General features: G+C 63.5%; 14 protein-coding genes. 8 read left to right on the plus strand and 6 right to left on the minus strand.

All coding sequences use genetic code 11. The annotated features are described in order from the left end of the window. Positions 1–71 precede the first annotated feature (71 nt). A complete protein-coding gene (locus QRM57_RS05655; RefSeq protein WP_284985872.1) occupies positions 72–1,739 on the plus strand; it encodes a RecQ family ATP-dependent DNA helicase in 1,668 nt (555 codons plus the stop codon). A gap of 13 nt (positions 1,740–1,752) precedes the next feature. Here the strand turns inward: QRM57_RS05655 and QRM57_RS05660 are convergent, their stop codons facing one another. Next, positions 1,753–2,676, minus strand: a complete 924-nt coding sequence (locus tag QRM57_RS05660; RefSeq protein WP_284985873.1) for an NAD(P)H-hydrate dehydratase — start codon at positions 2,674–2,676, stop codon at positions 1,753–1,755. After that, positions 2,660–3,436 carry a histidine phosphatase family protein gene (locus QRM57_RS05665; RefSeq protein WP_284985874.1) on the minus strand — a complete coding sequence of 259 codons (777 nt, stop codon included), beginning with the start codon at positions 3,434–3,436 and terminating at the stop codon, positions 2,660–2,662. The genes QRM57_RS05660 and QRM57_RS05665 overlap by 17 nt, the downstream gene beginning before the upstream one ends. A 134-nt stretch (positions 3,437–3,570) precedes the next feature. Between QRM57_RS05665 and QRM57_RS05670 the strand changes: the two genes are divergently transcribed. Beyond that, positions 3,571–4,851, plus strand: coding sequence for an NAD(P)/FAD-dependent oxidoreductase (locus QRM57_RS05670; RefSeq protein ID WP_284985875.1), 1,281 nt, complete (start codon positions 3,571–3,573; stop codon positions 4,849–4,851). Between the two features lie 67 nt (positions 4,852–4,918). Continuing rightward, positions 4,919–5,380 (plus strand): GatB/YqeY domain-containing protein, encoded by a 462-nt coding sequence (locus QRM57_RS05675; RefSeq protein WP_257368982.1) that lies wholly within the window; start codon positions 4,919–4,921, stop codon positions 5,378–5,380. 61 nt (positions 5,381–5,441) lie between these two features. On the opposite strand, the gene QRM57_RS05680 is transcribed toward QRM57_RS05675, so the two are convergent. The 4 genes from QRM57_RS05680 to QRM57_RS05695 all read right to left on the minus strand — a co-directional run bounded on the left by QRM57_RS05680 (position 5,442) and on the right by QRM57_RS05695 (position 7,380). Further along, positions 5,442–5,807, minus strand: a complete 366-nt coding sequence (locus QRM57_RS05680) for a cupin domain-containing protein (protein ID WP_284985876.1) — start codon at positions 5,805–5,807, stop codon at positions 5,442–5,444. Between the two features lie 29 nt (positions 5,808–5,836). After that, entirely contained in the window at positions 5,837–6,568 is a 732-nt protein-coding gene (locus QRM57_RS05685; RefSeq protein ID WP_284985877.1) for a DUF72 domain-containing protein, read from the minus strand. A 42-nt stretch (positions 6,569–6,610) separates the two neighbouring features. Next, a complete protein-coding gene (locus QRM57_RS05690; RefSeq protein WP_284985878.1) occupies positions 6,611–6,832 on the minus strand; it encodes a hypothetical protein in 222 nt (73 codons plus the stop codon). 89 nt (positions 6,833–6,921) lie between these two features. After that, on the minus strand, positions 6,922–7,380 hold the full coding sequence (locus QRM57_RS05695; protein ID WP_211712778.1) for a MarR family winged helix-turn-helix transcriptional regulator: 459 nt from the start codon (positions 7,378–7,380) through the stop codon (positions 6,922–6,924). A 139-nt stretch (positions 7,381–7,519) separates the two neighbouring features. On the opposite strand from QRM57_RS05695, the gene QRM57_RS05700 reads away from it, so the two are divergent. Genes QRM57_RS05700 through QRM57_RS05720 form a run of 5 tightly spaced genes read left to right on the plus strand, consistent with a single transcriptional unit; the run spans position 7,520 to position 12,409 of the window. After that, entirely contained in the window at positions 7,520–8,464 is a 945-nt protein-coding gene (locus QRM57_RS05700; RefSeq protein WP_284985879.1) for an SDR family NAD(P)-dependent oxidoreductase, read from the plus strand. A gap of 2 nt (positions 8,465–8,466) precedes the next feature. Beyond that, positions 8,467–9,357, plus strand: coding sequence for an amidohydrolase family protein (locus tag QRM57_RS05705; protein ID WP_257368977.1), 891 nt, complete (start codon positions 8,467–8,469; stop codon positions 9,355–9,357). A 1-nt stretch (position 9,358) separates the two neighbouring features. After that, complete coding sequence (locus QRM57_RS05710) at positions 9,359–10,555, plus strand: acyl-CoA dehydrogenase family protein (protein ID WP_284985880.1); 1,197 nt, start codon at positions 9,359–9,361, stop codon at positions 10,553–10,555. 31 nt (positions 10,556–10,586) lie between these two features. Next, complete coding sequence (locus tag QRM57_RS05715; RefSeq protein ID WP_235518828.1) at positions 10,587–11,042, plus strand: MaoC family dehydratase; 456 nt, start codon at positions 10,587–10,589, stop codon at positions 11,040–11,042. 41 nt (positions 11,043–11,083) lie between these two features. After that, positions 11,084–12,409, plus strand: a complete 1,326-nt coding sequence (locus tag QRM57_RS05720; RefSeq protein WP_284985881.1) for an MFS transporter — start codon at positions 11,084–11,086, stop codon at positions 12,407–12,409. Positions 12,410–12,418 lie beyond the last annotated feature (9 nt).

Below are 12,418 nucleotides of genomic sequence, written 5' to 3' on the forward strand. Positions count from 1 at the left end.
CTCGCGCTAGGCTGGTTACCTCGGCTGATGCAAGTGGCCGCAGGAACCACCTATGCGGAGCTTTCCTCTTAATGTCCGATGACCTTGCCCTCGCCGCCCTTGCGGCGTCTTCCTTTTCCCTCACAACTTTGCGCGACGGCCAACTGGCCGGCATGAGTGCCCTGGTCGAGGGCCGTGATGTCCTGGCCGTCATGCCAACCGGGTACGGCAAGTCCGCCACCTACCAGGTGGCGGCCCAGTACCTTCACAACAAAACGGGACGACCCGCCGTCGTGATTTCTCCCCTCATTGCCTTGCAGGAGGACCAGCTCGACGGCCTGGCCGAGGACCTGGGGGAGGGCGCCGCGGTCGCGGTCAACTCGTCCCACAGTGATGCCGACGTGGAGGCCGCATGGGAGGCAGCGGGTTCAGGCCGTGCCACATTCCTTTTCCTCGCGCCGGAGCAACTGGCCAAGCAGGAGACGGTGGACCGGATCGCCGCGATGGACGTCACCATGTTCGTCGTTGACGAGGCGCATTGTGTTTCATCCTGGGGTCACGACTTCCGGCCCGACTACCTGGACCTGGGAAATGTCCGCAAACGCTTGGGCAACCCGCCAGTGCTGGCATTGACCGCCACGGCCTCCCCGCCGGTGCGCGACGAGATCGTGGAGCGCCTGGGCATGACGGACCCACTGATCCTGGTCCGCGGTTTCGACCGCCCCAACATCAGCCTCGACGTCGTCCGCCACCAGGACGACAAAGGCAAGCGTAAGGCCGTGGTGGAACAGGTCGCCGCATTGGCCAAAACCGACGGTTTGGGGCTGCTCTACGCCGCAACACGCAAGGACACGGAAAAGTACAGCAGCAAGCTAGCCGAGGCCGGGCTCCGTGCAGAGGCCTATCACGCGGGCAGGAATGCCTCCGAACGCGAACGCATCCACCAGCAATTCCTGGACGACGAACTGGACGTTGTGGTGGCCACGACAGCGTTCGGTATGGGCATCGACAAGGCAAACGTGCGGTTCGTCGTGCACGCGGACATCCCGGAGTCCCTGGATGCCTATTATCAGGAAATCGGACGTGCTGGCAGGGACGGGGAGCCCGCCTCAGCCATCCTCCATTACCGGGAGGAGGACTTGGGGCTGCGGAAGTTCTTCGGCACCCATTCGCCGGACCCCGAGGCTCTTCTCGCGGTGTTAACCGTGGTGAAGAACGCCAAGTCGCCAGCTCCCAAGAGCGCCATTGCAGAGCTCACCGGCTTCCCGCCGCGGCGGGTCACCGCGCTGGTAAGCCAGCTCGAGGAAGCCAGTGCCGTTACCCCCGGAAAACGTGGCGTTCGGCTCACGTCCAAAGCCAAGCTGCCCGCTTTGGTGGAGCGGGCGGTCGAGCTGGCCGAGGCCCGGCAGCGCGTAGACCAATCCCGGCTCACCATGATGCGTGCCTACGCTGAAACGGACGGTTGCAGGCGCCAGTTCCTCCTGGGGTACTTCGGCGAGGACATGCCCCAGCCGTGCGGCAATTGCGATACGTGCACCGAGGCGGCGGACCCTTCCGAAGCTCCGACTGGTACGGACCCTGTGCCCGCAGCATCTGATGAGCCGTTTCCGCTTCAATCAACGGTGATCCACAAGGAGTGGGGGCAGGGCCTGGTGATGCGCCACGAGGATGACGTCATCACAGTCCTGTTCGAGCAGGAGGGTTACAAGACCCTGTCCCGCACTGCGGTAGTGGAGCACGAGCTGCTGAAACCGGCGTAGTTTGGCTGGGGCGTCAGGTGTTCAGCTCCAGCATGAGGGCAGGGAGTTGGTCGCTGAGCTCGCGGGCCAGGAAGCCCAAGGGACCGAGCTTGCTGGCCAGGCGATCGGCCGCAGCCGCGTGGAGGTGAGTGCCCCAGCACGCAGCCTGCGCATCGCTGGTTCCGCGGGCCCGCAACCCGGTAATGGCACCGGCAAGGACGTCCCCGCTGCCCGATGTCCCCAAGCCGCCGTAGCCTGTGGTGATTTTCCAAAGTCCTGCCGTGTCCGCGTCCGGGGTAGATGGCCCGGCAATGTAGCCCTGGCAGCTGACCACGGCGTCAAAGCGTTGGGCGATCTCCACAATGGCCCCTTCCAGAGTGTCCACGTCCCGGCCCAGCAGGATCCCGGCTTCCGTGGGGTTGGGTGTGAGGATCAGCCGGCCACGCCACGGCCCGATGTGGTCTTCCAGCTTGGTCAGCGCCCCCAGCGCATAAGCGTCAAGAACGACGGCGGGGCCGCCGTCGCCGTCCGGGTCACCGCTTTGTTCCTCCCGCTCCAGCAGCGCCCGAAGCATCGTCTCAGCCAGGTCGAGATCGTCCAGGCCAGGACCGATCAGGACCGCGTCCGAACCGTCCAGATAGGAAGATATCCGGTCCAGGCCTTTACCGGTTAAGGATCCGTCATCCGTTTCCGGCAGGCCCAGGGCCCCGCACTCCGGGAAAGCAACGCCCACCTGCACAGCCACTGATTCAGCGACCGCCAACGATATTTTTCCTGCACCCGCGCGAAGGGCGGCGGTGCCGGCAAGCAGAGCCGCGCCCGGGGTGGCACGTGCCCCACCTATGACCAGCACTGCTCCCCGTGAATACTTGCTGTCGCCCGGTGCCGGCAATGGCCAGTCACGCAGCAGGGAGGGGGTTACCAGAGCGGGCTCTTTGTGGTCATTGTGGGTGGACACTGGCGTCTCCGGAGTGCTCTGTGACCGTCACGCCTTCCTCGGCCAGGTGGTCGGCCACGTTAAAGCTTTCCAATTCCCAACGGCCCGCACCACTGGGACGGACATAGCGTGTGATCGAGGCATTGAGTACCGATGTACTCGCCGCAAGGTCCAGGATTTCGTCCTCGGACATGCCCTCCAAGACGTAGCGGATCAGCAGGATCACGGCGTCATGGCAGACCAACATCACCCGGTGGCCTGCCGCGAGGGTGTTGAGTTCGTCCAGGACCGAGCGCAGCCGCAGGGCAACGTCCGCCCACGATTCGCCGCCCGGCGGCCGGTAGTACAGCTTGCCGAGCCAGAGCCGCCGCTCGGCCTCATCGGGGTACCTGCTCTCCACTCCGCGACGTGTCAGCCGGTCCAGGATTCCCAGTTCACGGTCACGCAGGCGCTCGTCCGTGAGCACTTTCACGGGCCAACCCGCCGTTTCGACCGCGATTTCCGCTGTTTGCCGGGCGCGTGCGTAAGGGGAGGACACTACGGCATCGGGCCGCAGCTCCTCTGCGATCCTGGCCAACGCCGTTCCCAGGGCTTTGGCCTGCTCTTGCCCGGTCCCGGACAGGTTCACATCGGGATCCCTCGCAGGCACATCGATGATTTCCGCTCCGGACAGGTGCGCCTCGGTTGCGGCCACGTTGCCTTCGCTCTCACCGTGCCTTATCAGCAGCAACTCGACAGCCCCGGCCTCCTGCACAGCGTCTGTCAGTCCGTCCTCTTTCACTAAAGATCACCTTTCCGCGTGCTTTGTCGAATTCAGAACCCTACCCACTGCGTACCCACCGGACCAGAGACTAAACGTGAGGTGTCCGCCGTCGACCCCTGTCGCATGGGCCTCCTGTGAAGTAAGTTGCTCGCATGGAGGACTCATACCAAGTCATTGTGGTCGGTGCCGGATTCGCAGGCGTTGCAGCAGCCAAGGAGCTTGGCCGAAAGGGCATTCGCGTCCTGCTCATCGATTCGAACAACTACCACCAGTTCCAGCCGCTCCTTTACCAGCTGGCGACCTCGCAAATCGGAGTCTCGGCCATTGCCCGGCCCCTCCGCTCGGTCTTCCGACGCTTCAAGTCCGTCCGGGTCCTGACAGCAAAGGTGGAATCCGTGGATGCGGCAGAGCGGTCCGTCACCACAGCGGAGGGCCGAACCCTGCGCGCAGAGGTCCTGGTCATCGCCGTCGGAGCCGTCCCCAACTTCTTCAATACGCCCGGCGCGGAGGAGTTCGCATATCCCTTGTACTCGGTCACCGATGCCACCCGACTCGGTACAGGCCTCACCCGGTTACTGGACCAGGCCGACAGGAGCCCCGACGGATCCGTGGACATTGTAGTGGTGGGCGGTGGCCCTACCGGGGTAGAGACCGCCGGGGCCATGGCAGAGAACGTCAAATACGTTGTCAGCAAGTACTTCTCGCCAGGCCTTGCTGCGCGGTGCAAAGTGCATTTGGTGGACATGGTTCCGAGTGTCCTGAACATGTTCTCCACCAAATCCCAAAGCTACGCCACGGAACACCTGACCAAGATCGGGGTCCAGTTGCACATGGGCGTCGGGGTCACTGAAGTTCGCAAGGATGGTGTGACGTTGGCGGACGGCAGCACCGTGCCTGCACAGATTGTTGTGTGGGCCGGCGGCCTGAAAGCCGGGGACCTGATCGCCAACTCCGGCCTCACCCAGGGGAGGGGAGGGCGCATCGATGTTAATCCCGACCTGACCGCGCCCGACGTTGACGGGGTCTATGTCCTGGGGGATGCCGCCAACATCACCGATTCCACCGGAGCCAAGCTGCCCCAATTGGGATCCGTCGCCCAACAAGCGGGCAAGTGGGCGGCCAACAACATCGTCGCTGACCTGCAGGGAGGCACGCGAAAGCCCTTCAGTTACTTCGACAAGGGGTACATGGCGATGGTGGGCCGCGGCGCGGCCGTGGCCGAGCTCGGACGCAAACGCCACCAGTTGCAGGGGCCTTTCGCTTTCCTGTCCTGGCTGCTGGTGCACCTCGCCCTGCTGTCCGGACTCCAGCAGAAGGCGCGTGCGTTGTTCTCCTGGCTCAACGGCTACCTGCTGCACAGCCCCGCGCAGGTTGTGGTGAGCGGACCGGTCGAGAAGGACCCACCGGAGCAAGCTCCACCCGGGACTGCCTGAACACCTGAGTGCACCGCTGGGCGCCGAACTGGGAAGATAGCAGGAGGACACCCAAACAAGGAGCATCATGTCACTCAAAGAACGCTTGAAGGCCGACGTCGTGGACCACATGAAGGCCGGCAACAAGGTCGCGCTTACCACCGTGCGCAACGTCCTGGGCGAAATCACCACCCGCGAGAAGTCCGGCAAAACGCCGGTGGAGCTCGACGACGCCCAGGTCACCTCGCTGCTGCAGAAGGAAGCTGCCAAGCGCCGCGACACCGCCCGCATCTACACGGAGGCCGGCGAAACCGACCGTGCCGCTTCAGAGGTGGCTGAAGCAGAGATCATCGAGGCCTACCTGCCCAAGGCCCTCACCCGTGAAGAGGTGGAAACAATCGTCGATGAGGCCATTGCTGACCTGAAAGCGGACGGCCAGGAGCTTTCCATGCGGTCCATCGGAGCCGTGATGAAGCCCGTTACCGCCAAGGTGGCAGGACGCTTCGACGGAAAAACCGTTAGCGAAATTGTGCGCGGGCGTTTGGGCTAAAACGGCTGGGCTGGAGCGGTATCACACCGCGTACGCGGTGAAGGCGGCAACATGCGTCGCTTCAGGCGTCGAACTCCTGCAACTCTGACGTCATCTCGCCGCCAGCATCTCCGGTGTTGACAGTGCCTTTGGGCTCAATGAGGAGGGCGGAGACTTCGGCGTCAGCCTTGGGGCAGTGCTCTACGCCGCGGGGAACGACGAAAACATCGTTAGGGCCAAGAACCACGTCGCGGTCGCGCAGCTGGATTGTCAGCTCGCCGGAAAGCACCATGAACAACTCGTCAGTGTCGGGGTGCGTGTGCCAAACGAATTCGCCTTGGAGTTTCACCAGCTTGATGTCGTAATCGTTGATGCTGGTCAGCCTGTGCGGCTGCCAATGGTCGGAGATCGAGGCGAGGGCATTAGTCACGTTGTGCACGTCAGTCATTTGCCCAATGTAGCAGCGGAAAGCGAGCGTCATCCCGCCTCAAGCAGCCACCGCAAAGTCTCAGCGTTCCGCACGGCGTTACCACCGCCGTCGTTGTTGAAGTAGGCGTAAACGTCCTTGCCGGCGTTGCCCCACTCGCGGATCCGGTCGGCCCACCACCGGAGGTCGTCATCGGAGTACGAGCCACCGTAGAGATGCTGGTGGTCCGGGCCGTGCAGCCGCAGATAGACGAACGGCGCGGTGGCCCGGAGAATGCAGGGGAGGTTGGCGCCGCTCATGATGCAGTACGCGGCCTCGTGCCGTTCCAGGAGGGCATACACCTCGGGGTGGTCCCAGCTGTCGTGCCGGAATTCGACGGCGACGCGGATCCAGTGGGGCAGGGCAGCCAGGAAGTAGTCGAGCCGGGCGTCGTCACGGGCGAAACCGGGCGGGAGTTGGACCAGCAGCACGGCCCTCTTGTCGCCCAGTTCGTGCCAGCAGCGCACGATCCGCTCCACCCAGACCTCCGGGCTGTACAGCTTCTTGGCATGCGTGAGGCCTCGAGGGGCCTTGACCGACATGGCAAAACCGGGAGGCAGCCGGTTCCGCCAGCTGGCAAACGAGGTGTCGCGGGGCCAACGGTAAAAGCTGGCATTCAGTTCCACGGTGTTGAAACGCGCCACGTAGTGAGCTAACCGCTTGGCGGTCGGAAGGCCGGGCGGATAGAGAACGTTCTCCCAATGGTCGTAACTCCAGCCGGATGTACCTATGTGGATACCCATGCTGGAAATGTACCCGCGTCGGATGCCCGCTAACGCGAGCCGCTACTGCTTCGCTGCGGTACTGGCCATGAGGGCCCGGAGGTCCTCTGCGACTTTGGCGACCTCACGTTGGCGGGCGCTGCGGATCGGCTTTGACCCGTGGACTGCCGGACGCTCCGCGCGGCTGGAGTTGTGCGATTGGCGGCGAATTTGGGGGTCCCGAACGGGCTGCGCGTCAACAGCGACGGCGCCCTGGAGGGGATCGTGAAAGAGCGGGAAGTTCATGATCCCTGATCCTGACACAACGACAGAACCGCCGAAATGGACAGTTGCATATCGTCCCATGTGGGCGCTGTGCAGATGTCCATGCAGGCCTACCCCCACAGCGCCTTCTTGAGCAGCGCCCTGAGCTGCAGGTTTTCGTCCTCGCTTAGCCCTTCAAGTTGCGTCTGCTCGCAAACTTCCAGCGCGGCACGGGCCTTGTTGTGGATCCGGCGGCCCTCGGCGGTGGAAACGATGATCTTGGCGCGCCTGTCCTGCTTGCCCTGGGCCCGTTTGACCAAGCCGCGGTGTTCCAGGTCGTCAACCAGGCTGACAACCTGGCTGGGATCCAGGCTGAGGAAATCGGCCAGCTCGCGCTGGGTAGGTTCCAGTCCGCTGCAGGCGAGTGTCAGCACGGAAAACGACCGTTCCCGAAGTCCATAATCCGCCAGCGCCTTGTTGTTCAGGAGGGAGCCGGTGGCGTGGAGCTTGGCCAGCAGCAGGCCCACATCGTTGCCGATTTTGGCGGCGGCCAGGCGCGGGGTTTCCACTTCGGTGCTTTGCGGTCCCATGACAACTCCAATAGTAATGAAAAACAATCGTTGACTTTTTCAATGATCCGTATTCTCATTGATCATGACAAGGATCTCACGCCGCAGTGGGATCGGCCCCACCGGCTCCGGCCGGTTACTGCATGCGAAGGAGCACGCCATGAGCTTGAACGGCAAGGTTGCAATCGTCACCGGGAGCGGACAGGGTCTTGGACTCGCTTACGCGAGGGAGCTCGCCCGCCAGGGAGCCGCCGTCGTGATTAATGACGTGAACCAGGAAACCGCTGCTGACGCAGTCGCGCAGATTGAGGCCGACGGCGGCCGGGCCACCGCCGTCGTGGTCCCCGTGGGAACCACAGACGCCGCCAAAGCGCTGGTGGCGGGCGCAGTCGATACGTTCGGGCGGTTGGACATCCTGGTCACCAACGCCGGCATCCTGCGGGACAAGAGCCTGCTGAAGATGACCGACGAGGATTTCGACCTGGTCATCAACGTGCACCTGAAAGGCACCTTCACCTGCGTCCGTGAAGCGTTTGCGTACTTCAAGGAAAACAACATCGCGGGCCGTATCATCACCATCGGATCGCCCACGGGCCAGCGCGGCAACTTCGGACAGACCAACTACGCCGCCGCCAAGGCCGGAATCGTGGGAATGGTCCGGACCTGGGCGTTGGAGATGAAGAGGGCCGGCGTGACGGTCAATTCCGTGATCCCGGTGGCCGCCACCGCGATGACCAAGACGGTCCCGTACTTCCAGAAGGCCGTGGAAGCGGACGAGCGTGGCGAGGCCATGCCGTCCTTCTTCCGCCACGACCTCGGTTTCGGAACGGCCGACGACGTCGCCGGGCTGATTGCCTTCCTCGCCTCCGACGAAGCTGCCGGGATTACCGGCCAGGCGATCGGCGCCGGCGGTGACCGGCTGCAGGTCTGGACCCACCCGACCGCTGCCAGCACCGAATACCGCGAAGGCGGCTGGAGCTACGAGGCACTGCGGGAGAGCGCCGGCACGCTCTTCGGCCAGGAAAACCTGCAGAGCTTCGGCGAGGAATTCCTGCCGCTGCCCGAGGAACTGCAGCCCGAACCGGCCAAGGCTGAGGCCCGCTGATCATGGCCACCCGTTACGAACCGGGCATCGACGCGGCTGCCTTGGATGCGATCGACATGCACGTCCACCTCGAAGTGGACAGCTGCGGCCACGGCTCACTCCCTGATGCACTCACGGAGGCCTCGGCAAAGTACTTCAAGGCCGAGGACCGGACGCCGTCGCTGGACAGGATCGCCGAGGTTTACCGCGAACTGAACATGGCCGCCGTCGTCTTTACTGTTGACGCGCGCACCCAGCTCAAGCACGAACCCAACAGCATCCCGGAACTGATCGAGGGCGCGGCGCGGAACAACGACGTGCTGATTCCCTTCGGCAGCGTGGACCCGCGGACGGGCGAGGACGCCATCGCCGGGGCCAAGCACCAGGCCGTTGAGCTCGGTGCCCGTGGCTTCAAGTTCCACCCGTCCTTGCAGGGTTTCGATCCGTCCAACGAGCAGTTCTACCCGCTCTGGGAGACCCTCCAGGAACTGGGCCTGCCCTGTATTTTCCATACGGGCCAAAACGGCATGGGGGCCGGTCTGCCCGGGGGATACGGCATCAAGCTGGCGTACTCGAACCCGTTGTTGCTCGATGCTGTCGCCGCCGACTTCCCGGGCCTGCAGATCATCATGGCCCACCCGTCGGTGCCGTGGCAGGACGAGGCCAACTCGATCGCGACACACAAGTCCAACGTGTTCATCGATCTGTCGGGGTGGTCCCCGAAGTACTTCCCGGAGTCCTTGGTTCGGCTCTCCAACTCGGTGCTGCAGGACAAGGTGCTGTTCGGCACGGACTTCCCCCTGATCACTCCGCAGAAGTGGCTAGGTGCGTTCGCGGACCTGCCGTTGAAGGACGAGGTCCGGCCGAAAATCCTCAAGGACAACGCTGTGCGGTTGCTCGGGCTCGGTGGTTGAGATGTCCACCACCGCATTGGAACAACGGCTCTACGTAGTGGGGGACTGGTACGACGCCGAAGCGCTCCTCGCTACTGAAGAGCGGGAGGTGTTGGCCCGGCTTCGCGGCTTCCTGGACGCCGAGGCCAAGCCGCTCCTGGCCGAGTACTGGGAGCGGGGGGAGTTCCCGCAGCAATTGGCCCAACCGCTGATCGACCTTGACCTGATGGAACCCTTCGACGCTCCGGCCCGGGGCATCTACCAGGGGTTCCGGATCTTCGAACTCGCACGGACCGATGCTTCCCTGGCCACCTGGTACACCGCGCAGGCCGGGTTGTTCCGGACGGCGATCCGGGTGGGCGCGTCGGAGGAACAACAGAAACAGTGGATGCCGCAGGTTGTGGATTTTTCACTCAAGGGTGTCTTCTCGTTGACGGAACCGGAACACGGCTCGGACATTGCCGGCGGACTGGCCACCCCCGCCCGGTTTGAAGAAGATTCCGACGGCGGAACATGGGTTCTGGACGGTGCCAAACGTTGGATTGGGGGCGCCTCAACTGCGGATGTGCTGTGTGTGTTCGCCCGGGATGTCGCCGATGGACAGGTCAAGGCCTTCCTCGTGGACCGAACCGCCGCCGGCGTCAGCCTGGAGAAGATCACGGGCAAGACGTCCCTGCGGATGATGCAGAATGCGCACATTACCCTGGACGGTGTCCGCGTCCCGGAAGCCATGCGCCTTCGCAACGTGAACTCCTTCAAGGACGTTGCGGCGATGCTGCGCGCCATGCGCTCGGACGTTGCCTGGATCGCCACCGGGATACAGGCCGGAGCGTTCGAAGCCGCACTGGCGTACGTCAAGGAACGCCAACAGTTCGGCCGGTCGATCGGTTCCTTCCAACTGGTGCAGGAGAAGCTGGCCCGGATGCTCGGCAACCTCACTGCGAGCTTGTCGCTCGTGGTGCGTCTAACCGAACAGCAGAGCGCAGGGATCGTGCGGGACCAGGACTCGGCGCTCGCCAAAATGCAGACCAGCCTTCTGATGCGCGAAACCGTCGCCCTGGCCCGCGAAGTGGTGGGCGGCAACGGCATTACGCTCGCCGCCGACGTCGCGCGTTTCCACGCCGACGCGGAAGCCGTCTATTCCTACGAGGGCACCCATGAAATCAACGCCCTCATCATCGGCCGCGTCCTCACGGGCGAGAGTGCCTTCACCCGCTGAATCTCTTCAAACAACAACACAGGAGGCAAAGATGCCCAATCTCGTCGTCGATTTCGACACCCTGCTCACCATGTCCGGCAAGGACCTCGGCACCACTGATTACCGCGAAATCACCCAGCAGCAGATCAACCTGTTCGCCGACGCCACGGACGACCAGCAATGGATCCACACCGACCCCGAACGCGCCAAGGACGGCCCCTTCGGTGCCCCGATCGCGCATGGTTTCCTCACGCTTTCCCTGATCATCCCGTTCTGGGGAGAGCTGTTCGACGTGGACGGGGTCACCACCAAGGTCAACTACGGCCTGGACAAAGTCCGCTTCACCTCACCGGTCAAGGTGGGCTCCAAGGTCCGCATGAACGGCACCATCGCCGAGGTCAGTGAAGTCAAGGGCGGTGCCCAGATCAAGGTCAACGCCACCATCGAAATCGAAGGCCAGGAACGCCCCGCCGTCGTGGCTGAATTCCTCGCCCGTTTCTACAAATAAACCTTCCACCAGCAATATCCCTCCTCTCCCAAGGAACAGCCATGTCAGGACACACTGCGCTCGCTACGTCGAGCACGGCCGCTAAGCGCAAAGAAGCACGCACGGTCATCTTGTCCAGCTATCTGGGCAGCACCATCGAGTTCTACGACTTCCTGCTGTACGCAACAGCCGCGGCCGTTGCCTTTCCCAAAGTCTTCTTTGCCGGCACGGACGAATGGGTTGGCGTGGTTGCCGCTTACGCCACCTTCGCCGCCGGCTATGTCGCCCGGCCATTGGGTGGCATCATCTTTGGCCACTTCGGCGACCGCATCGGGCGAAAAGGGATGCTCATCGTCTCGATGGCCATGATGGGCATTGCCTCCACGCTAATCGGGCTGATCCCGGGAGCGAACGTCATCGGTCCTTGGGGTGCCGTGCTCCTTGTGGTCCTGCGCGTCTGCCAGGGCATCGCCGTCGGGGGTGAATGGGGCGGCGCGGCGCTGATGGCGCTGGAACATTCAGACCCCAAACGGCGAGGGTTCGCTGCGTCGTTCGTCAACGCCGGTGCACCGACGGGTGCCGTGCTGGGAACGGTGGTCATGGGCATCTTCTCCGCCCTTCCGCAGGATGCTTTCCTTGCCTGGGGGTGGCGTGTGCCGTTCCTGCTGTCGTTCGTGCTCCTGATTGTCGGTATGTTCGTGCGGCTCCGGGTCTCCGAAAGCCCCATCTTCGCTGAAGCGGTGGCCAAGGAAAGCGCACAAGGAACCAAGCGCAAGATCCCGCTACTGGAAGTGCTGCGGCGTCCCAAGGCCCTGATCATGATCATGTTCGCCGGTGCCGCCGGGTTCGGACTACAGGTAGTGCTGCCCACATTCTCCGTCACCTACGCGGTCTCCAAGGGCGCACCCCAGCAGGGCGTGCTCTATGCCTTCGCGGGAGCCTCGGCCATTTCCATTCTGTTCGTCCTCCTGGGCGGAAGATTGTCCGACCGTTTCGGACGGCGTCCAGTGATGGTCACAGGGTTGGCTTTGTTCATCCTGTACCTGTTCCCCATGTTCGGGATGCTCAGCTCGGGCAACATCGCCATGATCTTCCTGGCCTTCACGGTTGCCCTGATCCTGCATTCCTCCCTTTACGGGCCGCTGGCCGCGTTCGTGTCCGAGCAGTTCGGCACCACCAACCGCTACACCGGTGCCGCGGTGGGCTACCAGTTGGCCACCCTGATCGGTGCCGGCTTCACCCCGGGCATCGTGGCTGGCCTCTACAAGGACGCGGGGCAGAGCATCGTCCCCGTGGTGGTGTTCCTCTCGGCAATGTCCTTGGTGTCGATTGTCTTCATCCTGCTGACGCGGGAGTCTAAGAACAACGACCTTTCAACGGTCAGTTAGGAGTACGGA

It is taken from the genome of Arthrobacter sp. fls2-241-R2A-172, from assembly GCF_030208885.1.
Classification (GTDB): domain Bacteria; phylum Actinomycetota; class Actinomycetes; order Actinomycetales; family Micrococcaceae; genus Arthrobacter.

Coding starts and splice junctions, on each gene's coding strand:
- QRM57_RS05655 (WP_284985872.1), top strand. CDS start 72: ATGTCCGATGACCTTGCCCTCGCCGCCCTTGCGGCGTCTTCCTTTTCC.
- QRM57_RS05670 (WP_284985875.1), top strand. CDS start 3,571: ATGGAGGACTCATACCAAGTCATTGTGGTCGGTGCCGGATTCGCAGGC.
- QRM57_RS05675 (WP_257368982.1), top strand. CDS start 4,919: ATGTCACTCAAAGAACGCTTGAAGGCCGACGTCGTGGACCACATGAAG.
- QRM57_RS05680 (WP_284985876.1), bottom strand. CDS start 5,807: ATGACTGACGTGCACAACGTGACTAATGCCCTCGCCTCGATCTCCGAC.
- QRM57_RS05685 (WP_284985877.1), bottom strand. CDS start 6,568: ATGGGTATCCACATAGGTACATCCGGCTGGAGTTACGACCATTGGGAG.
- QRM57_RS05690 (WP_284985878.1), bottom strand. CDS start 6,832: ATGAACTTCCCGCTCTTTCACGATCCCCTCCAGGGCGCCGTCGCTGTT.
- QRM57_RS05695 (WP_211712778.1), bottom strand. CDS start 7,380: ATGGGACCGCAAAGCACCGAAGTGGAAACCCCGCGCCTGGCCGCCGCC.
- QRM57_RS05700 (WP_284985879.1), top strand. CDS start 7,520: ATGAGCTTGAACGGCAAGGTTGCAATCGTCACCGGGAGCGGACAGGGT.
- QRM57_RS05705 (WP_257368977.1), top strand. CDS start 8,467: ATGGCCACCCGTTACGAACCGGGCATCGACGCGGCTGCCTTGGATGCG.
- QRM57_RS05710 (WP_284985880.1), top strand. CDS start 9,359: ATGTCCACCACCGCATTGGAACAACGGCTCTACGTAGTGGGGGACTGG.
- QRM57_RS05715 (WP_235518828.1), top strand. CDS start 10,587: ATGCCCAATCTCGTCGTCGATTTCGACACCCTGCTCACCATGTCCGGC.
- QRM57_RS05720 (WP_284985881.1), top strand. CDS start 11,084: ATGTCAGGACACACTGCGCTCGCTACGTCGAGCACGGCCGCTAAGCGC.